A 20,098-nucleotide genomic window follows, 5' to 3' on the forward strand; every position below is an offset into this window, starting at 1 on the left:
GAACCATCATGCGCAAGCGCCGGTATGCGTTCTGCCTCGTTGCTCTGCTCACCGCACTCAGTGCTGTTGGATGCGCGTCGGCATCGCGCGTCACCTATATACCCGAGGGCGCTTCGTACACCGCCGAGAGCCTGGCCGAGGCGCTTGAAGCGTCTGATGCAGGTTCGGCGGCCGATGTGACCACCGAGGAAGCCCCGGACGTTCGGCAGGCGGCACTTGCAGACCTGCGTTCACACGGCGATGAAGCCGCCCGTCTCGCGGACGTGCTGACCTCCGAGTTCCCGGCAGGCGTCGCTGCGGTGCCGTATTCGGTCGAACGCGGCTCGTACGAGGACCAGGATGCATGGATCGTCTTCGAGGCCTGGGGGGATGAGGGCGGAACGTTGTCCAACCGTCGGGTCTGGGTCTTCGCCAACGACGATCTCGCGGTCCTCGCCGCACAGTCCGCCCGCTAGGCGGCTCCTGCGCAGCCGATCGCGCCTCCTGTCGCCCGCACAGCCTCGGCGGCCGCACGATCTGCATCCCATCCCGCGCTCAGCAGGTCGGCTTCGATCGTGGCTGCCACCAGGCGCTGGCGTGCCCTGAGCCCTGCGGCATCGTTTGCGCGCATGGTGGCGCGCCGGACGACACCGCCGAAGTACTCCGCAACGCGCGCCTGCTCCCGAAAGGTGAGCTCCCGCGAGCCCCAGCCGGAGAACTGTGCGCTCGTGGCACGCGCAGCCACGGCAACGTGGGGGCCGTCGCCGAGCCGACGCACCCACTGCTGCACGAGAAGCGGTACGGTCGCTGCAAGCGTGCGGCTGTCATCGCGGCCCATGAGACTGAGTTGTACCAACGGAATCGCCTCCTCACGAACACCTGTTCGCAAGAAGCGTACCTGCCCGCTCTGACACGCAGTGTGAAGCTAGAGCAGGCGCTCTGCGATCGAGCGCAGCCAGGCTGCCGCGGCGAGCTCCACCACTGTGAACCCCGTCGCCAAGAGCATCGCGAGCCAGAGGTCACGCCACCGCTCCGCACGACGCTCAAAGCGCGGCATCAGTCCCACGAAGACCATGTTGACCGCGTCCAGGGTCACGATCACTGCCACGACGAGCAGCAGCGGGTAGACCACGCCCAGGAGCGGAAGAGCCCAGCGCACCACGACGAATGTCGCGACGAGCATCGCGAGCCACTGCAGGACCTGCACCCGTCCATCCGGCGTGCGGCCGAATCCGGGCCGCATCCAGATCTCCGTGTTGAACATCGGGAACGTCAGCGCGGAAAGCCCCCAGCCGGTAACGAGACCGGTGGCGAGCCGGAGATCGTTGGTCGTCGCGCGCAACCCCGCATACGATGTGACGCCGTCGAAGCCCATCGCCGCGACGAAGAGCCCGATCAGCACGAGCACCGGCCACCGGGGAAGCTCCGATGGACGCGACTTGCGCGCGAGGATCGACAGCGCGACAAGGCCAAGAGCGAATCCGAGGTAGATGCCGGTGTCGCGCGCGCAGACCGGCAACTGGTAGCCGCCGCTGAAGAACGAGCGCTCGGGCAGCTGATGGCACAGTCCATATCCGATGGCGTGAAAGAAAGCGTCGAGCACGATACTCCTCTGGATACGCCGACAGGCCGGTCTCCCGGCCTGTCAGGTGTCTCAATGATGGTCGGGATGGCGGGATTCGAACCCACGACCTCTGCGTCCCGAACGCAGCGCTCTACCAAGCTGAGCCACATCCCGTGAGCCGCTATCATACATGGTCGTTCGGCCGAGGGCAAAGGCCGGGATCAGTCACTTCTCGCCACAATAGGAAGGGGCCCGGCCACTGCAGGCCGGGCCCCTCATAGTCACACTCCTTGGGCCTACTGGCGCCTCAGATCGGCTGCCTTGTTCACGTGGCAGAAGGAGCAGAACGTCGGCTCGTGGCAGTCGAAGCACGACTGTGCTCCGTCTGACGCTACCGCGTTCGGGTGATAGAACACCCACTGCTCTTCAGCAACGGACTTCGGATGGTGGCAGCTGTCGCACATGGGCTGCGCGTGGCAGTTCAGGCAGACGGCCCGCGGCACAGCGTTGGTCGTCAGGTCGGCCTGGTGGCCGGCGGTATCGTACGCGTCAGCGTGAGGCATCCCCAACTGGTGGCAGTTCTGGCAGAACGCCGCCGCTACGCCACCATCACCGTGGCAGTAGTCGCACGAGTCGGTCGCCGCCTTGTAGGCAACCTGGTGTGCGGCACCCGCATCAGTGGCCCGATGCGTCCAGTCGCCCACGGTGTGCGATGTCGGCACCGCGTTAAGCGTGGTGTGGCACGCGACACAGAACTGCTTGTCCTGATGGCACTTCTCGAAGCACGGGTTCGCACCATCAGCAGCAACCGTCACCGGGTGCTGGCGCTGCCACGGCGTGCCATTGACGGCACCCTTGTGATGGCAGTCGGAGCAGAGCTCCGCAGCCTTGTGGCAGTTTGCGCACACTTGCGGCGTGCTGGCACCGGAAACGTGGTTCGTCTTGAACTGATCGGGGTGCGGCATCTCGATGCCGTGGCAGTTCGCGCAGAACGCTGCGCTGATGCCGCCGGGACCGTGACACACGTCGCAGCTGTCGATCGACTTCTGGGCCGACAGCGCGTGCGCAGCACTCGGCACCGCAGGGGTGTCGGGGTACGACGTCACGGTCAGGCCACCGTGGAGCCAGTCGGCTGCAGTGTGCGACGTGGGCAGCGGCTGGAGTGCCGTGTGGCAATCCACGCAGAACTGCTGCTCGTGGCAGGCGCCGAGGCATCCTGCGACGCCCTTCTCAACGACGGTCTTCGCGTGCTGGTTCTGCCACGGCGCGGCCGGATCGAACGTCCAGTCGACCTTGGTGCCATGGTGGCAGCTGTCACAGAAGTACGTGGCGGACTGCTGGTGGCAGAACTCGCACTTGTCGATCATCGTCGCCGCGGTCTCGGGGTGGGTCTTGGTCTCGAACTCCTCCGAGTGCGGCATCTCCATACCGTGACAGCCAAGGCAGAACTGGTTCTCGATGTGGCAGGTCTGGCAGTAGTCGACGTCCTGGACCGGGACGAGTTCGAGGACCTCACCGTGACCGCCCTCTTCTTCGGCCTCGTGCTCGGCCTCTTCGCCTTCGCCCTCGGCTTCTTCGCCCTCAGCTTCGCCCTCCGCGCCCTCCACGGCGCTCTCGTACGGCTCGCCGTGGGCGACCGGACGGATGATGTCCTCAGCCGGACGACCGGAGTAGTGGTCGACCTCCATCATCGCAAGATCAGCGTGACCCTTGGGATAGAAGTCTGACCCGTCATGATTGGCGGGCTTCAGATCGAAGTCGGCGGGGTGGCACGCCGAGCAGGTGCCCGGGGCCTTGAACTCCGCACCGGAGGGGGACTCGTCGGTGAGGGTGTGGCAGCGGAAGCACGCAGTCATCGTCATGAAGTCCGCGTGGTAGGCTGCTCGGTCGCCCGTCACCGGGTTCACCGTCATGATCTCGATCTCATCTTCCGGATGCGCGACACGGTTGTGGCAGGCCGTGCAGTGGATCTCACGGTCGGTGTGCGTGTCGTGGTTGATGATGATGCCTTCGCTCGGCGTGATCTTACGGTTCTCCAACGTGTGGCACTGCGTGCAGTGATCGTCCGAGAAGCCGCTGAACGCGCTCTGGTTGAGGGCAAGGTGGCTGGTGGCGTTGAGCGGCAGCGCATAGGTGGTCGTGGCCAGCTCGTAAACGCCGATGACACCCGCCTCTACCTTGCGGTAGGTGAAGCTGAGCGGATCCCCGTTGACCGGTTCATGGCACGTCAGACAGCTCACCTTGTTGTGTGCGCCGTTGTCGTACGCAGCGACAGCGTCACCCTGTACTGAGTGGCAGAAGCTCCCGCAGAACCAGTACGTCGAAGAGCCGATGAAGCCGACGACGAGGAAGGCGCAGATGCCGATGAGGGCAACGCCCGTCCACATGATGAACCGAGGCCGCTTCACCGGGTCTTTGAATCCGGCGATCAGCCCCCACTTCTTCTTCTCTTTCGACTCTTTCGCCATACGCACCCTCTCCTCGCCTGGATCCCAAGGTCATGCGCCAACCGCAGAACAAACAGAGACAGCCCCCTCGGCCGCCCTGCGACACACGATAGCCGAACCCCTGTACACGAACAATACGAACGCGCACGCTACAACGTCCGCTCTCAGCCTATTCGGCAAGCATCTCCGCATTCCTGCCTCGGTCGCTCACTCCACCTCGAGAATGAGTGAAATCTCCACGGGCGCGCCAAGAGGCAGCGCGGCGACACCCACGGCCTCACGCGCGTGCGCCCCGGCGTCGCCGAAGGCGGCACTCATCACGTCGCTCGCGGCGTTGATGACGCCCGGCTGCCCGCCGAAGTCCCGAGCGGAGGCGACGTAGCCCACGAGCTTGACGACGCGCACCACCGCGTCGAGATCGCACACGGACGAGGCGGCAGCAAGCGCGTTCAGCGCACACTGCGCAGCACAGGTCGCTGCTTCCTCCGGCGTGACGTCGGCCCCCACGACACCGCACGCAAGCAACTCGCCCTTGCGCACCGGCAGTTGGCCCGAGGTGAACACGAGAGAGCCGGTGCGGACCGCCGGCACGTAGGCGCCCAAGGCGGCGGCCGGAACGGGCAGTGCGAGTCCGGCGGAGTTCAGCCTGGATGCAACAGCGCCCGGCATCAGCGCGACGCCAGCGAGTCCGCGAGGCGTGTGAGTTCGGAGATTGCGGATGTGATCTTGCGCGATGCGCTCGCGGCTTGCTGCGACACCTGCGCCACCTCGCGCATCGAGACCACGACCTGGTCCGATGCGGTCCGCTGCTGCTGTGTCGCGATCGAGATCTGCTTGGCGGCGTCCGTGGTCTGCTCGACCTGGCTCACGATACGCTCGAGCGAGCTGGCCGTGTTCTGGGCGAGTTCCTGCCCCTCGGCCACCTTGTTCGCGGCCTTCTCGGTCTGCATGATCAGCGCCGAGGCCGACGCCTGGATCTCGCGAACCACACGGCCGATCTCATTCGTCGACTCGGTGACCGAATCGGCCAACTTGCGGATCTCCTCGGCCACGACCGAGAAACCCTTGCCAGCCTCGCCGGCCCGGGCCGCCTCGATGGCGGCGTTGAGCGCAAGTATCTTCGTCTGCTCCGCGATCTCGTCGATGATCGACAGAACGCGGCCGATCTCCTGGCTACGCTCGCCGAGCGCGAGGATGCGGTCAGATGACTGCATCGTGGTCTCGCGGATCTCTTCGATGCCTGCGGCCGTAGCCGCAACAGCAGTCATGCCATCTTCGGCGGTCGCGAGCGTCCGCTCGGCGATGCGTACGACCGCCTCGGAGTTGTCGGCGATCTGGCTCGAGGTCTGCGCGAGCTCTTCGACTGTGGCGGAGGTCTGCGTCACTGCCGCCGCCTGCTCGGCGGCACCGGAGGCCTGCTCTTCGGTCGCGGCAAGTACCTCGGCGCTCACAGCACGGATGTTCTCGGTGGCCATACGAACTTGCCCGAGAAGCTGCGCGGCCGATGCAAGAATGCGCGCGATCTCCTCGGTGAGTGCGGCCTCACCTTTCGCCTCGGTCGCAGCGATGCCGAGTTGCGAGCTCGTGTTGCGGAGCGCGCCACTCAGGGTGTGCTCGACCTCCCGCTTCAACAGCCTCAGGCACACGAAGCCGACACCGGTGCCTGCGGCGATTGACATGAGCCAGAAGAGCACCAGCGCAAGCATGCTCTTCGGCTCGACCAGGAGACTCGCCACAAGGGGGAAGACCGCTCCCGTCGCGGCGCCCAATCCGATCACGATCGTGCTTGCGCGCTGCGCACCATCCCGTACTTGTGTGCTCACAGTGAGCCCCCTGCTCGCGTGCGGGTCGGCCGACCGCCCCAGTCCCGGCTATGGTACCAGCACCGGGGCCCCGGCGTGAACGCTCGGGCCATCCACGTAGCGCAACCGGCCGCGTCACCGCTTGCGCTCCATACCCTATGGGGTATACGATGCGCGTGTTAGCCGATGCGTGGAAGGACTCGAAACGTGCGTACCGTGACCATCGATATCTCTGCCTGCGACCGCTCCCCCATGTGTCCCGCTCGCCGTGCGTGCCCAAGAGGCGCTATCGTACCGGTATCCGGCGGGTTCTTTCCGGGCTCGCAGGGTTACATGATCGACGAAGAGCGCTGCACCGGCTGTGCAGTGTGTGCGCTCAGTTGCCCTGGCGGTGCAGTGCGTGTTGGATAGGAGAAACACCATGACCGAGCCCAAGGTCAACGTAGAGGTCTTTGACTACCCCGCCGAGACCACCTGCTGGAGCGGCGGTTGAGGCCCCTCCTGGTCTCCGGAGGAGATCACCGCGATCATCCGCTCCGAGGTCGAGCACCGCTTCGGCGACAGCGCGAGCATCGTCTATCACGACACGAGCCGACCAGAGGTCCTTGCAGCACACCAGGCCATGGTGCAACTCATCCAGGACCAGGGTCTGGTCTACCCGGTGACGGTCGTTGACGGAGAGCCCATGTACGATGGAGCCGTCTCGTACCCGGCGATCCTGCGGGCCGTCCAGACGCGTCTGAGCGCGTCCTGACCGAGGCCATCTGGCCGCGCCACCCCCGCCTCGGCCCTGCTCGGGTAGACTGACACTCGACCCTGCCCGACAGTGCGGAGGCGCCGCACCATGATGGACGAACCCCACGCTACCGACGGCGTCGAGTCCGACACGGACACCCCGCCGCTGCGCGCTGTGCCCTACGGCCTCTTCTCCGCATGGCGTCGCATGGTGAACTCGATCGCTGGCGTAGTCCCCCGGGTCGTGAACGGTGCGCGCTCGGCGGTCCGCACCTGGATCGGACAGTGGCGACGGGTGCGCGAGTATCACCGGCACGCCTCCGAGCCCTGGACGGTAGCAACCGCGGCGGACCGCGAGACTGCAGCCGCTGTGGGCACGCGTGCGTTCCTCTTCGGCGTGGTCATCGCCGGCATCGTCACGGCGCAATCCTCCGGACTGTGGGGCCCTGCGGTCGTCACGACCGGGACCGAGGTGCTGTGGGCCGGTGCCCGGTTCATCATCATCGCCATGCTCATGCCGCGCGGCACGATAACCCGCACCCGGCTGTCGATCGCGTTCCTCGCCGGTCTGTTGCCCTACGCATTCGGCGCGACGTGGCCGCTGCGGATGGTAGCGCTGGGTGGGTCCGCCCTTCTCACCCGGCGCGGACTCCTCGGCGCGGGGGTATCCGCACGCGACGTTCGAGTCACGGTGGGCTGGTCGTTTGGCGGGCAGGCGGCGATCCTCGTCGGAGGCTGGCTCGTCCGGGCGGTCATCGCACTCATCACGCTGAGCTAGAGGCCCGCGGGCACATCCGGCGTCTTACGCGGCCTCTCGGCAAGCGCGATCCCTCCGATCACCAGCGCAGCGCCCGCCGATTGCGCGATGGTGAGCCGCTCCCCGAGCAGCAGTATTGCGAGAACGACGGTGAATACCGGCTCCATGGCAGAAACGAGCGATGCCTGCGACGCCCCGAGCTCACGTACGCCACGCAGGAACAGCGTGACGGCGGCGTAGGTGGGCACGAGCACGATCAGGGCCAGGATGAGCCACAGCCGCGGCGTCCATCCGGCCGGCGAGAGCGGCTCTCCCACGACTACCGTCACGAGGCCCACGCCCACCGCTGACAGCGCGAACGTGTAAGCCATGAGCACCAATCGGGATCGGTCTCCGACAAGCCGATCGGAGAGCACGGTGAAGAGCGCATAGCCGAGTGCGGCCCCGAGCGCTAGAACGATGCCGGTGCCGTTCACCTCGACCGCACCATCGAGCACGCCGGCGGCCAGCGCGCAACCGAGGAAGGTCATCACGATCGCTCCGAGCCGGGAGGGCGCGATGCGTTCACGATCGAGCGCGGACTCGATCAGCGCCACGATCGCAGGATAGGCGTAGAGCAGAACGGTCGCCACAGATGCGGTGATGTGCTGAAGGGAGAAGAAGAAGCACACCGACGCGGCGCCATATCCGGTGAACGACAGGGCGGCGTAGCGCGGTAGGTCCTTCAGCCCGTCACGAAGTGCGCCCGGGCGACGGACGGCAAGCAGTCCTATCATGAGCACACCGGCGATCGCGAAGCGCCACGAAAGCAACGGCAGGGGCCGGCCCCCTTCGGCGTACGCGAGGCGGGTCAGCACGGCCAGCGTGGCGAAACACGCGGCCGAGGTGATGACGACAAACAGCGCGGTCCTGCGGCGCACAGGCCCTCCATGATGGGCGAAACGGTAGAATCACGCTGGCAGAGGTCGAGCGGCAGGTCAATCGGAGGGACGAATGCCCCCTGTGAATCGCACCCGAACGATACGCACTACCGCAACGGTCTTCGCGGTCGCTTGGATGGGCGTGATCTTCGGCCTCTCGTCCCTGCACGGTTCGTCGGTTCCCGGGCGCTACAGCACGCTCGGTCACTTCATCCTCTACGCGGTGCTCGGGACGCTCTACTTCACGGCGCTGCCGGCCGGCGGCCGATGGGCGATCGTGGCGGTTGCGCTCGCGTCGCTCTACGGCATCTCAGATGAGATCCACCAGTCGTTCGTGCCCGGCCGGATGCCCGATCCGGTCGACTGGCTCGTGGACACGGCAGGGGCGCTCACCGCAGTGATGCTCGCCGAAGGACTACGGCGCCTCATTGCGAGACGCGACGCACGCTCTGACCCGGCCTGACGTCCTAGTAGATGCCGGTTTGCGCGGCCTGCTCGGCGGACATGCCCAGCTGACGCACCTTGATCTTGAAGTCGTGCGCGTTGCCCGCCATCGCAATCGCATCGTCCAGCGTGATGCGGTTCTCCGAGTACAGACGCAGCAGACTCTGATCGAACGTCTGCATGCCGTAGTACTCGCCCTCTTCCATGGCGTCCCGGATGAGGTAGGTCTTCTCGGAGTCCGTGATGTACTCGCGAATCGTGCCGGTCATCACCATGACCTCCACCGCAGGCACCAGACCGCCGTTGATCGAGGGTATCAGGCGCATCGAGATGATGCCCTTGAGCGTCGAGGCAAGCATCAGGCGCGTCTGCTTCTGCTGATACGGCGGGAAGAAGTCGATGATGCGGTTGATCGTCTCAGTGGCGTCGATGGTGTGCAGCGTCGACAGCACGAGGTTGCCGATCTCGGCGGCCGTGAGCGCGGCGGCCACCGTCTCGTGATCGCGCATCTCGCCGATAAGCACGACGTCGGGGTCCTGCCGCACCACATGGCGGAGGGCATCGGCGTAGCTCTCGGTGTCGATGCCGATCTCGCGCTGATTGATGATGCACTTGACGTCTTGGTGCAGCACCTCGATCGGGTCCTCGATCGTGACGATGTGGCCTTCTCGAGTATGGTTGATGTGATCGATCATTGCGGCAAGCGTGGTCGTCTTGCCCGAGCCTGCGGTGCCGGTCACCAGCACCAGGCCCCGGGGCTCCTCGGCAAGACGCCTGACCACCGAGGGCAGGCCGAGCTCCTCGATGCCGGAGCGCTCAGTGGTGACGCGCCGCAGCGTGATACCCACACTCCCCCGCTGATGGAACACGTTGACGCGGAAGCGGCCGACGCCTGAGAGGGAGTACGCGAAGTCGAGCTCGCGGTGGTTCTCGAACGAGGCCTTCTGGCGGTCGTCCATCATCGACGTCGCGAGCGCGCTCGTCATCTCGGGCTTCAGCACCGGCAACTCGCGCAGAACGATGAGTTTGCCGTTGAGCCGTACCGCCGGCGGACTCCCGACCTTGAGGTGCAGGTCGGAACTCCCGTTGTCGGCCATCATCTTGAGAAGTCCGTCTATGTCCGCCATGCGGCGCTCTCACCTTCGAATCGGGACACAGGAGGTACTTCGACGTGAAAGGCGCTGTCCTTTAGCTACCCGCACGTAGTCTACTGCAGGTCCAGCGTGCCTGACAGGGGGACCGTACGCCGAAGCGCCGGACGCAGCCAGCCGATCGCCGCAACCGTCACCATGAAACCCCCCACCAGGATGATCGACGTCTGGAGTCCCAGCTTCTCCGTGAGCGCGCCGGCGGCGAGATACCCGCCGACCGAAAGCGTGCGGCTGAGCGTCTGCTTTGCCGCAAACGCGCGCCCGGTCATGGAGGGGACCGTCATCGTCTGGAGCACGGTCGACATCGGCACGTAGAAGAACATGTTGGCGACACCCATCACCAGCAGCAGCGGTATGGACCATGCGACCGTTGGTACGACAGCGAGCAGCCAGTACAGGCCGGCGAAGACCGTCAGACCCCACAACAGCTTGCGCACGGCGCCGGCAGCCCCCGTACGGCCGATCAGGATGCTGCCGATGAGCAGACCGACGGTGATCGCGCCGTCCATGACCGCAAGTCCCGGTGCCCCCCCATCGAACTTCTCGAGCGCGAGAACGTAGAAGAAGAGCCCTGCCGCGGCAACCGCGGCCGTCGCGGCAGAGTACACGAGCAGCAGGTCGCGCAGCAGGTCGTGCTGCCAGATGTACCGCGTGCCCTCCACGACGTCCGCCCATACCCCACCCGTGGGGGCGACCTCCCCCGACTGCCGCGTTTCGCGATGGCCGATGCCGAAGATGAAGAGCGCCGACACCAGGAACGTGGCCGAATCGAGGAAGAATGCCAGCCGTGTGCCCATGCTCGCCACAAGTCCGGCCGCGAATGCGAGTCCGGCGAGCTCGGCGGCGGAGACCGTGGCGTTGTCGAGCGAGTTCGCAGCCATGAGCTGCTCCTCGTCGACCAGCTTTGGGATGAGCGAGAGCTTGGCAGGCTCGAAGAAGAGGCTGACCGTGGCCACGAGGAGGGCGACCGCGTAGACCGCCACGATGCTGTACTCCGCAACGAACGGCACGCTCAGGACGAGCACCGCGCGAAGCAGATCGGCGACGATCATCGTGCGGCGCTTGTCGAACCGGTCGACGTACGCACCGGCGACCATCCCGAACAGCGCCGCGGGCAGCATCGACAGGGCGAGCACGATGCCCATCTGCAGTCCGGAGCCGGTGGCCTCATAGACGAGGATGCCAAGAGCGATCTGGTTGACTTTGTCTCCGATGACGGACACAAGCTGACCGAGCCAGAGGCATCGGTAGTCCCTCGAGCGCAGTGGCTCGGCCAATCTCCCCCCGAGCATGGCCCCCCCCGTACCGTCGTCGACCCCTTGGCGCGAGGCCTACGGCCTGCACGCCCCCACGTAGTCGCTGCGCGCATCCAGGCTCGAGATCTTCACGACGTCACCGGTGTTCGGCGCGTGCACGAAGTTGCCCCCACCGATGTAGATTCCGACATGGTGAATCGTGCTCCTGCCGAAGAACACGAGATCGCCCGGAGCCAGATTGTCCCGGGAGACGCGCTGGCCGACGCTGATCTGCGAGCGTGAGCTGTGCGGAAGGCTCACGCCGACCCGCGCATAGCACCACATGGTGAAACCGCTACAGTCGAATGAGTCGGGACCTGCAGCCGCCCACTTGTAGGGAGAGCCCAGCTTCGAGAGCGCGATGTTGACGACCTCGGACCGCGGCGCGTTGGTCGGGTTTCCGTAGTCGGTCGCGGGGCGGCTCTTTGCCTTGGCGGCCGCCGCCCTGCGCTGGGCGGCCTCCTCCTCTTCCCGCTGGATCTGGGCGATTTCCGCCTCGATCCCCGAGAGGAGATTCTGCCGCTCGGCGACCTGCGCCTCGATCGTGTCCCTGTTCGCCTTCATCGCGTCCGAGTACGCCTTCGCCTCGGCCTGCTGCGCGGCGAGATCCTGCTGCACGATCTGGAGATCGGTACGCGTCTCCTTGAGTTCGGCGACGGTCGACGCGTCGTTGTCGTTCAGAGTCTGAAGGAAGTCCCAGAGCGTGGCGAACTCATCAAAGGACGAGGCGCCCAGGAGTACTTCGAGCGCGCCGAGCGGACCCTGCCGGTACATGCTGGACACGCGTGTGGCCAGGTTGGCCTCGAGGACATCCTGACGAGCGGAGAGCTCGGCCTGGCGCGCCTCACTCGCTGTGACCTCGGCACTCACGGCGTCGTAGGCGCTCTTCGCCTCGTTGTACTGCTCGGCGGCGATCTCGAGCTGCACGTCCAGCTCGTCGATCTGCGTCTTGATCTGCGCGGCCTGTGCGCGCTTGTCGTCGATCGGAGCGCCGAATGCGGGCACGGCAAGTCCGACGAGCAGTGTCATGATGATGAGCGGGCACAGGGCCCGTAGGGTCATTCGTGTCAGGCTTCTCGCCTCCTCGTGCGCTCCACGGTGGTCGAGCAGCCGGGCTATGATACCACAGCGATCGGGCCCTCAGACAGGACGGCGCATACCCCGTCCAGTATCTGCACGGCGACGCTCTGCGCCTCGTGCTCGTCGGCGGTAACCGTCTCGGGCACCAGCACGACAGCCGAAGCGGCGTGCGGCGCCCCCTTGAACGCTGCTATGAATCGCCCTTCGGAACGTGCGCCCGGTGCGATCGAGATCACGGGCAGCCGAGCCACGCCGACAGGCGCGCCGGAGCCCACGAACAGCCGGAGGCCGCCGGAGTCCCGGTCCGAATCGACCGAGACGCCAAGGCGCGCCGCGGGCTCGGCGGCGCGCGCAAGGTTCTTTACGCGCTCTGCCACCACGCGCCCGCACTCGTCGCCGTACACGAGAACGATGACCGCATGGCGCAGCACCTCGGCGGCGCGCGCCGGGGCCACCGCGAGCGACGCCGGTGCGGATGGATCCTTGCCGCTCCAGACGTGGTGCAGTCGCTCTATCGCGGCGACGGTTTCCGGACCGGCGATGCCGTCGACCGGCAGCTGAACGTTGGCCTGGAACTCGCCCACGGCTCGCTCGGTGAAGGCGCCGAAGATGCCGTCGGGCTCGCCGCACGCGAACCCGAGCACGTTGAGCGCCCCCTGAAGCAGGCGCACGTCCGCTCCGTGCAGAAACGGATACTTCAGGTAGAGGAGGCGGTCGCCGAGGCGGAAGGTCGCGTCGACGAGCGCAACCCAGGTCTCGTCGCCCACCACGCCGTCCTCGGAGAGCCTGTGCTCAGCCTGGAAGCGGCGGACAGCCGTGAGCGTAGCGCCGAAGAAGACGCCGTCGACGCCCGTCGGGCCAAGATCGAAGCCGAGACTCAGAAGACGCTTCTGAACGTCCTCGACCGCGGGGCCACGATCGCCCTGAGCGATGGGTCGAACCACACTGCCTCCGATCGGTACGCCCCCGTACCGTGGGGCCTAGTAGCTGTGCCGCTCCCGGAATCGGGCGACGTTTGCGCGCACGTGGCTCTGATGCAACTCGGCGCGGCGCATGAACGTATCGATCTCGAAGCCGAGCACGACATCGCCACTATAGCGGTAACGCGCATCGGCGCGGTCGAAGTCGAGCACATACGCGTCGGAGAGCACGGGAAGGATCCTGTCGAGATCCTGGCGGGTCCTGCCGGTCTTTGTCTGTACGTCCGCTTCGCTCAGCCACTCGGCGGTGTGACGCCCAAAGAGCACGAGGACATCTCGGAGCACGCGCTCGGTGTGCTCATCATCTGAGAGGGTGGCTAGCGCGCGGCTCAGACTCACAACGTGGGCCCCTTATCCTTGGACCAGGATAACGTTGAAATGCATTCTACGCGCCTGCTTTACGACGCGACAACCACCTGGTTCTTGCCCGCCCGCTTCGCCCGATACATCGCCTGGTCCGCCGCCTCCACAAGCGCTGCGGCAGTCGATGCGTGGGTGGGGTAGTTCGCCACGCCGAGCGACACCGTCTGCGTGACGCGCTCGCCGCCATCGCCGGTGATATGCGGATACTGCGCCATGCTCGCCCGAATCCGCTCGGCAACAGCCGCAGCGCCGGCAATGTCGGTCTCGGGAAGCATGATCACGAACTCCTCGCCGCCGTAGCGCGCGGCTACGTCGATCTCGCGCAGGTTCTGCTTGATGATGCCGCTCACGGCCTTGAGGACAGTGTCGCCCTTCGGATGGCCGTAGCGGTCGTTGAACTTCTTGAAGTCGTCGATGTCGAGCATGATGAGCGACATCTCGTGATCGAATCGTTGGCAGCGCTCCATTTCCTCGTCGAGGCGCTGGTGCAGATAGCCATGGTTGTAGAGGTCCGTCAGCCTGTCCGTGACGGAGAGCCGCTCGAGCTCCTCGTGGAGCAGGGCATTCTGCAGCGCCAGCGAGGACTGGTTGGCGATGCCCTGGAGACGGTCGCGCTCGGCGTGAGTGAGGTCGCGGAACGTAGCCGAGGCGATCAGTAGCACGCCCACCACCGAGTCGCCTGAGCGCAGAGGCGTGGCCGCCTGAGAACGGATCTCCTCAGGCCTGGTCGACCAGTCAGCGAGCTCGGAGCCCGGCTGCACGTCGCTCTGCTGGACGAACCCGTCCCGAAACGCCGCACCGATGATGGTCTCGGAGACGGTGACCACCGGGCGGAACGTCTCCTCCGGGCGGCCCTGACTGGCGCACAGCCGAAGCGTCCAGTCTTCCGGAGCGAAGAGGTAGATGGCCGAGATCTCCGCGCCGAGGATGCCGTTCGCCCCGTCCACGATGAGGCTCGTGACGTCTTCTATGGAGCTGAAGGTCGTGAGGGCTTTGAAGAACTCGTGTGTGAAGAAGATCTCTGCAAGCCGCCCTTCGAGCTCCTCATTCGCCTTCTCGAGCGCCTCCTTGCTGGACTGCAGCCGTCGTTCGTGGCTCCGGATCTTGTCGTAGGCCACCTGCAGCTCGACGAAGATCTTCTCCTGCTCCTCGCTGCGCTTCTTGGCGATCAGGAGATCCCAGACGAGCTCGGCGCCGGCTCCTGTGACGATGCCGACACTGCTGGAGCGCTCGGCTTCGAGCATGTCATGGATGGCCGAGTCCTCGGAGAGGTCCAGCACCAGGTCGAGCCCGCCGATCTGGTAGAGCTCGGAGATCTCGGTGGTCGTGAAGATGCCCAGATCGTCGGCGAGCCTGACTGCGGGCGCGGAGCGCACGGTATCGTAGACAGCAACGACGCTCAGGTTATCGACATCGTTCAAGAGACGCAGGACGGATGTGGCCCGAAGGCCACCCCCCGCGATGGCGATGCTGATATGGCCGTTGCGGGTCGCCATGAGAGCCGCCGACCCCGCCCGTTCCTCCATCAAGTACCCTTCGTTGGCATTGCCACTATACCCGTCATCAGAGGTCCTTGATGCCGTACCGGTAGCTTCGCACGACCACCAGCCCGGTATCGAGATGCAGTTCCATGGTTCTGGCGTGTGCACCACCGGTATCTTCGGCAACTAGGGGTATCCGCAACAGTGCGAGCTGCCGCTTGACCTCGATGATGTTCCGGCCGCCAATGCTCGGCGCACCGTTCTCGGAGCCGAACATCACCGACCCGCCGGCGATCTTCGCTACCAGCCGACGGATCGTGGAGCCCTGCGTGACCTCCTCGACGAGCGCGGGTATTGCGATCGATGCGAACCGGTTCACGAGTCCGTCCAGCCGCGTCTCGCTGGGCGTCGGCAGCATCACGTGCGCCATGCCGCCACGCCGCGCGAACGCGTCCCACAGCGTGACCCCGACGCATGAACCGAGGGCGGGCGTGACGATGACCTTCGGGTGCTCGGCGACCGCGATCTCGCCGGTCGCTACCAGCACCGTGTTCTCGTCCGGATCGGCCCAATGGCCGCCTATTTCGGTGACGCTGGCCATCACTCAGACGACGCCGAGTCGGCCGAGCAGGACGTCGAGGCTGTCCGGATCGGGCAGGTAGAAGAGTGCGCCGTCGACCACGATCTCGGTCGAGAGGAACCGCGTGACGATCAAGAGCGCGGAGTCGGCCTTCATGCCGATCTCGGCGGTAACGAACTCGAGGATGCCCCCGAGCATGTCGAACGCGAACTGCGGCGGCCCGGGCAACACGGCGAGCTCGGTGAGCCGGGCGATCGCCGCCAGGTAAGCCGACTGCAACACGCCGGCCGCGTGTACCACGAGTCCCTCCTCGGCCACGCCCAGCGACTTCGAACTCCCCGGCTCCCGGGAACGCAACAGGTCGGCGAGAGCAAGAAGGTCGGCGCGAGGAAGGACGAACAGGAGCGCACCCGACAGATCGCCGAGCAGGCGACTGTAGACGGCGCCGACAAGGTTCTCCGGACCGCCGAAGACCATCGGAACCTCGCTCACGGGGAGCAGCCGGGTGTCCGGCACATTGATTTCCACCGAGGCGCCGAGCAGCTGGGAGAGCGCCGTGGCCGCATGACCCGCGCCGATGCTCCCGACCTCACCGAGAGCGTCGATCTGGAGTTCTGTGAGGTGTCGCGGGTCCATGTCATACCTCCAACTGGAACAGGGTCCGGGGATCGAGGATCAGCGCGACACGCCCATCGCCGAGCACGGCTGCGCCACTGAACCCCTTGAGGCCGCGGAAGAGGGGCGAAAGCGGCTTGATGACGATCTCACGACGACCGATAAGCTGGTCGACGGCGAGCGCGCGCGTCTCGCTACCGGAGCGCATGAGCACCAGCTGCTCCGCGGATGCACTCCGCTCGGTGCGGCGGTCGTCGTCCTCGCATAGCGCGCTCAGACGCTGCAACACCACCGCGGTGCCGTCACGCAGCACGACGACCGGCTTGCCGTCGACCGTGGAGGAGCGGACCTCATCGGGAGGCAGAACCTCGTCGACGGCGTTGAGGGGCAAGGCGTAGACCCGGTCACAGTTGCCGACCAAGAGCGCCTGGATGATCGCAAGGGTGAGCGGCAGGATGAGGGTGACCTTCATCCCCTCACCAGGGGCCGAGGCCACGTGGATCGTGCCGCCAAGATACTCGATCTTGCCCTTGACCACGTCCATACCCACGCCACGGCCCGAGACTCGCGTCGCGGTCTCCTTCGTGCTGAAGCCCGGCACACACACCAGCATGAACACGTCTTGTTCGGAGCACGTCTCCCGCGCCGAGCGGTCGACGATCCCCCGCTCGACGGCCTTGGCCCAGATGCGCTCCACGTCCATCCCGCGACCGTCATCGGACACGGTGATCCGGATCTGATCGCGTTCCCGTTCGGCGTGCAGCCGGACGGTGCCACGAGCGGGCTTGCCCGCAGCGGTACGGTCCTCGGGGGACTCGATGCCGTGATCGATGCTGTTACGGAGGAGGTGGACGATGGGATCGCCGATCTCATCGAGCACCGTGCGGTCGAGTTCGATGTCCAGACCGCCCATCTCGAGCGTGATTTCCTTGCCCAGGTCGCGAGAGAGATCACGCACCATGCGCGGGAACCGGTTGAAGATGTTCCCCACCGGGACCATGCGCGTTTGCATGACCCCCTGCTGCAGATCGACGCTCACTCGCTCGAGGGTCGCAAGCGCGTCGTCGAGGTCCGCACGGGCCACATCGGCGGCGATGCGATCGAGACGTGAGCGAACGATGACCAGCTCACCCACGAGATTGACGATCTCATCGAGATGCCCGATGGAGATGCGCACCGTCTGCGTTTCGCTCAGCTTGGGCACCGAGCGGGAGCGCTGGGCCGCCAGGGGCTGGGCGGCGCTGTCTGCGGTCACGGGAACAGGCACGCCATCGGCCACCTCCACAGTGACCGAATCGACCTCGGTGACCGCCATGCCGGCTTCCTGCACCGCCTCGGCTGTCGAGCGGGTGCGCAGCACGATGTCGAAGGAGCGGTCGAACTGCTCGTCTTCGATCTCGCGCGCGCCGGGGACAGTCTCCACGACAGTGCCCATGTGGCTCAGTCGCTTGATCGCCATGTACGCCCGGACGCCCTTGAGCACACACCCCGCCTCCAGGGTGATGCGCGCCCTATACAGCGTTCCCTCCTCGGACTCGGCGAGTGCGGCCGCGCTGCTCCCCAGACGGGGCTGCACTTCGGCTTCATCGCCTGCGCTCTCGGTACGCGCGACGAGCGCCGCAACCATCTCGGCGATCTCGACCGAAGTGCCGCCCGACGACTCGTCGGCGATCACGTCCCGCACCGTGTCGGTGGCGCGCAGCACGAGGTCGATGAGCGTGTGGTCTGCCACCTGACGGCGGGAGCGGACGGTGTCCATGAGGGACTCCATCTTGTGCGTGAGTTCCTGCGTCCGACCGTAGCCCATCGCCGCGGCCATACCCTTGAGAGAATGCGCGCCACGGAAGACGGTCTCGACCGGTTCGAGGTCGTTAGGATCCGACTCGAGTGCCAGCAGACCCTCGGTTATGGCCTGGATGTAGTCGGCGCTCTCGCTTAGAAAGACATCGCGATAGGCTGACATGTCGTCACTCACGATGCGTCACCCCCTCACCGCGCGCCGGATCTCAGCCGACACACTGCCGAGTGGGACCACGTGCAACGCAGCACCCGAGCGGGTGGCAGCGCCGGGCATGCCCCACACGACACTCGTCTCCTCGTCCTGTGCGATCGTCTCGCCGCCGGCATCGCGGATCAGCTTCAGCCCGGCGGCACCGTCGGCGCCCATCCCGGTCAGCACTACCCCGACCGCGCGTTCACCGTAACTCGAGGCCACGCTCTCCAGCAGCGGGTCCGCGGCTGGTCTCACACCGTGCAGGGGCGGACCATCCCCAAGTCCGAGCCGCTTCACGCTCATGCCGACGATCCGCATGTGCGAGCCGTGGGGCGCGAGGTAGGCGACGCCCGTCTCAACCGGCATCCCGGCCTCGACCTCGGTGACCGGGATGTCGGTGACGCGTGACAGCCGACGCGCGAGGGACGCGGTGAAACCCGCCGGGAGATGCTGGACGATGACGTAGGCGGCCGGAAGATCCGCGGTAAGACCCGAGAAGACCGTTTCGAGCGCAGGCGGCCCGCCAGTCGAAGCGGCGATCGCGACAACGCGGTCGGCGGGAAGACCACGACGAGCGGGCGACACGGTCGTCCCTTTGCCACCCTCGAGCTTTTCGGCCGGGGAGGAGAACCGATGCTCGGGAGAGATGCGGTTCGCGATCTTGATCTTCTTGATGAGCGTTTCGCTCAAGTCCGCGAGCGAGAGCGCTACGCCAGCGGCCGGCTTCACGAGGAAATCGACCGCGCCGCGGTCGAGCGCCTGGTAGGTGGTGTCGTGATCGCTCAACGACGAGAGCATGACGACCCTGGCCAAGGTTGTCTTGACGATGTGCGGCAGCGCCTCGAGCCCACTCAGCTCGGGCATCTCGATGTCGAGGGTCACTACGTCGGGCTGAAGCGCGTTCGCCTTCTCGATTGCCTCGAGGCCGGTCTTGGCGGTGCCGACGATCTCTATCGACGGGTCGACTGAGAGCGCGCGCGTGAGCATCTGCCGGATGAGCGCAGAGTCATCGACGACCAGGACCTTGATCGGCGACCGCATGGCCCCCCAATCAGGCACGCGCCGCAGACTGCAGGCACTTCTTGACCGTCTCGAGGACCTTGGTCGGCTGGAACGGTTTGACGAGGAAGTCCATCGCGCCGTACTCCAGTGCCTCGACGATCATCTTCTGCTGACCCATGGCGCTCACCATCAATACCCGCGCAGTCGGATCCGCGTCCCGTATGGCACGCAGAGCCTCGAGTCCGCTCATCTCGGGCATCGTGATATCCATGGTCACGAGGTCGGGACGGACCTCGGCGTACTTCTCGATCGCATCGCGGCCGTTGACCGCCTCGTGGATGACATAGCCTTCCTTGGCGAGGATGTCCCTGATCATCATCCGCATGAACGCGGCGTCGTCGACGACGAGCACGGACCTAGACATCGGGATCAGCCTCCTGGGCGCCGGCAGCCGTCGAGAAGACCGGCTTGGGAAGCGCCTTGTCGGGATCGAGCAAGATGATGAGCCGTTCACCGTAGTTCGCGACACCCTCGAACGCGTCCGCCATCTCGCTTGCGACCGCCGCCTGCGGGGCGGGGCGGATATCGGCGACGTTCAGGCTTGCGACCTCGCGGACCACGTCGACCGCAAGCCCGACCGCCCCGAGGCCACTGTCCGCCACGATGATGCGCGATGCGGGCGTCGGCTCGATCGCCGCACCCCTGAGACGCCTGCCGAGATCGATCAGCGGGAGCACCTGCCCCCGGAGGTTGAACACGCCCTCGATCCCCTCGGGCGCGTGCGGAACCGGCGTGGGCTGCTCAAAGCGGATGATGCTCTGAACGCGCGCGATCGGCAGCCCATACTCCTCGCCGCAGAGGTCGAAGAGCACATACTGACGCTGTTCGGTGCTGACGCTCTCGTCCACGC

23 protein-coding genes and 1 tRNA gene are annotated in these 20,098 nt (G+C 66.1%); 5 read left to right on the forward strand and 19 right to left on the reverse strand.

Annotated features, from left to right (window positions below; genetic code table 11):
• The first annotated feature begins 8 nt into the window (after positions 1 to 8).
• Positions 9 to 455 carry a hypothetical protein gene (locus tag Q7W51_07465; GenBank protein ID MDO8848204.1) on the forward strand — a complete coding sequence of 149 codons (447 nt, stop codon included), beginning with the start codon at positions 9 to 11 and terminating at the stop codon, positions 453 to 455.
• Here Q7W51_07465 and Q7W51_07470 read toward each other — a convergent pair.
• From Q7W51_07470 to Q7W51_07495, 6 genes are all read right to left on the reverse strand, one after another.
• A complete protein-coding gene (locus Q7W51_07470) occupies positions 452 to 835 on the reverse strand; it encodes a hypothetical protein (GenBank protein ID MDO8848205.1) in 384 nt (127 codons plus the stop codon). The two genes, Q7W51_07465 and Q7W51_07470, sit on opposite strands and share 4 nt — an antisense overlap.
• Before the next feature lie 69 nt (positions 836 to 904).
• Positions 905 to 1,582, reverse strand: a complete 678-nt coding sequence (locus Q7W51_07475) for a DUF2085 domain-containing protein (protein ID MDO8848206.1) — start codon at positions 1,580 to 1,582, stop codon at positions 905 to 907.
• 58 nt (positions 1,583 to 1,640) lie between these two features.
• Positions 1,641 to 1,717 (reverse strand) — tRNA-Pro (locus Q7W51_07480).
• A gap of 122 nt (positions 1,718 to 1,839) precedes the next feature.
• Positions 1,840 to 4,011, reverse strand: coding sequence for a cytochrome c3 family protein (locus Q7W51_07485; protein ID MDO8848207.1), 2,172 nt, complete (start codon positions 4,009 to 4,011; stop codon positions 1,840 to 1,842).
• 186 nt (positions 4,012 to 4,197) lie between these two features.
• Positions 4,198 to 4,659, reverse strand: coding sequence for a RidA family protein (locus tag Q7W51_07490; protein ID MDO8848208.1), 462 nt, complete (start codon positions 4,657 to 4,659; stop codon positions 4,198 to 4,200).
• Positions 4,659 to 5,813 carry a methyl-accepting chemotaxis protein gene (locus tag Q7W51_07495; GenBank protein ID MDO8848209.1) on the reverse strand — a complete coding sequence of 385 codons (1,155 nt, stop codon included), beginning with the start codon at positions 5,811 to 5,813 and terminating at the stop codon, positions 4,659 to 4,661. The genes Q7W51_07490 and Q7W51_07495 overlap by 1 nt, the downstream gene beginning before the upstream one ends.
• 312 nt (positions 5,814 to 6,125) lie before the next feature.
• Here Q7W51_07495 and Q7W51_07500 point away from each other — a divergent pair, with 312 nt between their 5' ends.
• From Q7W51_07500 to Q7W51_07510, 3 genes are all read left to right on the forward strand, one after another.
• Positions 6,126 to 6,203: a 4Fe-4S binding protein gene (locus Q7W51_07500; GenBank protein ID MDO8848210.1), complete on the forward strand. Its 78-nt coding sequence runs from the start codon at positions 6,126 to 6,128 to the stop codon at positions 6,201 to 6,203.
• Positions 6,204 to 6,318: 115 nt separating this feature from the next.
• Positions 6,319 to 6,546 carry a DUF1462 family protein gene (locus Q7W51_07505; GenBank protein ID MDO8848211.1) on the forward strand — a complete coding sequence of 76 codons (228 nt, stop codon included), beginning with the start codon at positions 6,319 to 6,321 and terminating at the stop codon, positions 6,544 to 6,546.
• 90 nt (positions 6,547 to 6,636) lie between these two features.
• Complete coding sequence (locus tag Q7W51_07510) at positions 6,637 to 7,305, forward strand: hypothetical protein (protein MDO8848212.1); 669 nt, start codon at positions 6,637 to 6,639, stop codon at positions 7,303 to 7,305.
• Here Q7W51_07510 and Q7W51_07515 read toward each other — a convergent pair.
• Complete coding sequence (locus Q7W51_07515) at positions 7,302 to 8,204, reverse strand: DMT family transporter (GenBank protein MDO8848213.1); 903 nt, start codon at positions 8,202 to 8,204, stop codon at positions 7,302 to 7,304. The genes Q7W51_07510 and Q7W51_07515 overlap by 4 nt on opposite strands.
• 82 nt (positions 8,205 to 8,286) lie before the next feature.
• Here Q7W51_07515 and Q7W51_07520 point away from each other — a divergent pair, with 82 nt between their 5' ends.
• The gene (locus Q7W51_07520; GenBank protein ID MDO8848214.1) at positions 8,287 to 8,667 is read left to right on the forward strand and encodes a VanZ family protein; all 381 of its coding nucleotides are present in this window, start codon (positions 8,287 to 8,289) and stop codon (positions 8,665 to 8,667) included.
• Positions 8,668 to 8,671: 4 nt separating this feature from the next.
• Here the strand turns inward: Q7W51_07520 and Q7W51_07525 are convergent, their stop codons facing one another.
• The 12 genes from Q7W51_07525 to Q7W51_07580 all read right to left on the reverse strand — a co-directional run bounded on the left by Q7W51_07525 (position 8,672) and on the right by Q7W51_07580 (position 20,096).
• Positions 8,672 to 9,775: a PilT/PilU family type 4a pilus ATPase gene (locus Q7W51_07525; GenBank protein ID MDO8848215.1), complete on the reverse strand. Its 1,104-nt coding sequence runs from the start codon at positions 9,773 to 9,775 to the stop codon at positions 8,672 to 8,674.
• Positions 9,776 to 9,855: 80 nt separating this feature from the next.
• On the reverse strand, positions 9,856 to 11,091 hold the full coding sequence (locus Q7W51_07530) for an MFS transporter (protein ID MDO8848216.1): 1,236 nt from the start codon (positions 11,089 to 11,091) through the stop codon (positions 9,856 to 9,858).
• Between the two features lie 39 nt (positions 11,092 to 11,130).
• On the reverse strand, positions 11,131 to 12,156 hold the full coding sequence (locus Q7W51_07535) for an NlpC/P60 family protein (protein MDO8848217.1): 1,026 nt from the start codon (positions 12,154 to 12,156) through the stop codon (positions 11,131 to 11,133).
• A 53-nt stretch (positions 12,157 to 12,209) separates the two neighbouring features.
• The gene (locus Q7W51_07540; GenBank protein ID MDO8848218.1) at positions 12,210 to 13,118 is read right to left on the reverse strand and encodes a peptidoglycan-binding protein; all 909 of its coding nucleotides are present in this window, start codon (positions 13,116 to 13,118) and stop codon (positions 12,210 to 12,212) included.
• Positions 13,119 to 13,154: 36 nt separating this feature from the next.
• Positions 13,155 to 13,493 carry a hypothetical protein gene (locus tag Q7W51_07545; GenBank protein MDO8848219.1) on the reverse strand — a complete coding sequence of 113 codons (339 nt, stop codon included), beginning with the start codon at positions 13,491 to 13,493 and terminating at the stop codon, positions 13,155 to 13,157.
• 59 nt (positions 13,494 to 13,552) lie between these two features.
• Complete coding sequence (locus tag Q7W51_07550) at positions 13,553 to 15,043, reverse strand: sensor domain-containing diguanylate cyclase (protein ID MDO8848220.1); 1,491 nt, start codon at positions 15,041 to 15,043, stop codon at positions 13,553 to 13,555.
• A gap of 37 nt (positions 15,044 to 15,080) precedes the next feature.
• Positions 15,081 to 15,599 carry a chemotaxis protein CheD gene (locus tag Q7W51_07555; GenBank protein ID MDO8848221.1) on the reverse strand — a complete coding sequence of 173 codons (519 nt, stop codon included), beginning with the start codon at positions 15,597 to 15,599 and terminating at the stop codon, positions 15,081 to 15,083.
• 3 nt (positions 15,600 to 15,602) lie between these two features.
• On the reverse strand, positions 15,603 to 16,214 hold the full coding sequence (locus Q7W51_07560; protein ID MDO8848222.1) for a chemotaxis protein CheC: 612 nt from the start codon (positions 16,212 to 16,214) through the stop codon (positions 15,603 to 15,605).
• 1 nt (position 16,215) lies between these two features.
• Complete coding sequence (locus Q7W51_07565; protein ID MDO8848223.1) at positions 16,216 to 18,168, reverse strand: chemotaxis protein CheA; 1,953 nt, start codon at positions 18,166 to 18,168, stop codon at positions 16,216 to 16,218.
• 6 nt (positions 18,169 to 18,174) lie between these two features.
• The gene (locus Q7W51_07570; protein ID MDO8848224.1) at positions 18,175 to 19,227 is read right to left on the reverse strand and encodes a chemotaxis response regulator protein-glutamate methylesterase; all 1,053 of its coding nucleotides are present in this window, start codon (positions 19,225 to 19,227) and stop codon (positions 18,175 to 18,177) included.
• Positions 19,228 to 19,237: 10 nt separating this feature from the next.
• The gene (locus tag Q7W51_07575; GenBank protein ID MDO8848225.1) at positions 19,238 to 19,612 is read right to left on the reverse strand and encodes a response regulator; all 375 of its coding nucleotides are present in this window, start codon (positions 19,610 to 19,612) and stop codon (positions 19,238 to 19,240) included.
• Positions 19,605 to 20,096 (reverse strand): chemotaxis protein CheW, encoded by a 492-nt coding sequence (locus tag Q7W51_07580; protein ID MDO8848226.1) that lies wholly within the window; start codon positions 20,094 to 20,096, stop codon positions 19,605 to 19,607. Before Q7W51_07580 ends, Q7W51_07575 begins: the two co-directional genes overlap by 8 nt.
• Positions 20,097 to 20,098: the final 2 nt, after the last annotated feature.

The organism is Coriobacteriia bacterium (assembly GCA_030652115.1).
Taxonomy (GTDB): Bacteria; Actinomycetota; Coriobacteriia; order Anaerosomatales; family Anaerosomataceae; genus UBA6100.

Bases quoted from the DNA above. Each gene is read 5' to 3' on its own strand.
- Q7W51_07465 (MDO8848204.1), top strand. From the start codon at position 9: ATGCGCAAGCGCCGGTATGCGTTCTGCCTCGTTGCTCTGCTCACCGCA.
- Q7W51_07485 (MDO8848207.1), bottom strand. From the start codon at position 4,011: ATGGCGAAAGAGTCGAAAGAGAAGAAGAAGTGGGGGCTGATCGCCGGA.
- Q7W51_07490 (MDO8848208.1), bottom strand. From the start codon at position 4,659: ATGCCGGGCGCTGTTGCATCCAGGCTGAACTCCGCCGGACTCGCACTG.
- Q7W51_07500 (MDO8848210.1), top strand. From the start codon at position 6,126: ATGATCGACGAAGAGCGCTGCACCGGCTGTGCAGTGTGTGCGCTCAGT.
- Q7W51_07510 (MDO8848212.1), top strand. From the start codon at position 6,637: ATGATGGACGAACCCCACGCTACCGACGGCGTCGAGTCCGACACGGAC.
- Q7W51_07525 (MDO8848215.1), bottom strand. From the start codon at position 9,775: ATGGCGGACATAGACGGACTTCTCAAGATGATGGCCGACAACGGGAGT.
- Q7W51_07530 (MDO8848216.1), bottom strand. From the start codon at position 11,091: ATGCTCGGGGGGAGATTGGCCGAGCCACTGCGCTCGAGGGACTACCGA.
- Q7W51_07535 (MDO8848217.1), bottom strand. From the start codon at position 12,156: ATGACCCTACGGGCCCTGTGCCCGCTCATCATCATGACACTGCTCGTC.
- Q7W51_07550 (MDO8848220.1), bottom strand. From the start codon at position 15,043: ATGGAGGAACGGGCGGGGTCGGCGGCTCTCATGGCGACCCGCAACGGC.
- Q7W51_07555 (MDO8848221.1), bottom strand. From the start codon at position 15,599: ATGGCCAGCGTCACCGAAATAGGCGGCCATTGGGCCGATCCGGACGAG.
- Q7W51_07560 (MDO8848222.1), bottom strand. From the start codon at position 16,214: ATGGACCCGCGACACCTCACAGAACTCCAGATCGACGCTCTCGGTGAG.
- Q7W51_07570 (MDO8848224.1), bottom strand. From the start codon at position 19,227: ATGCGGTCGCCGATCAAGGTCCTGGTCGTCGATGACTCTGCGCTCATC.
- Q7W51_07575 (MDO8848225.1), bottom strand. From the start codon at position 19,612: ATGTCTAGGTCCGTGCTCGTCGTCGACGACGCCGCGTTCATGCGGATG.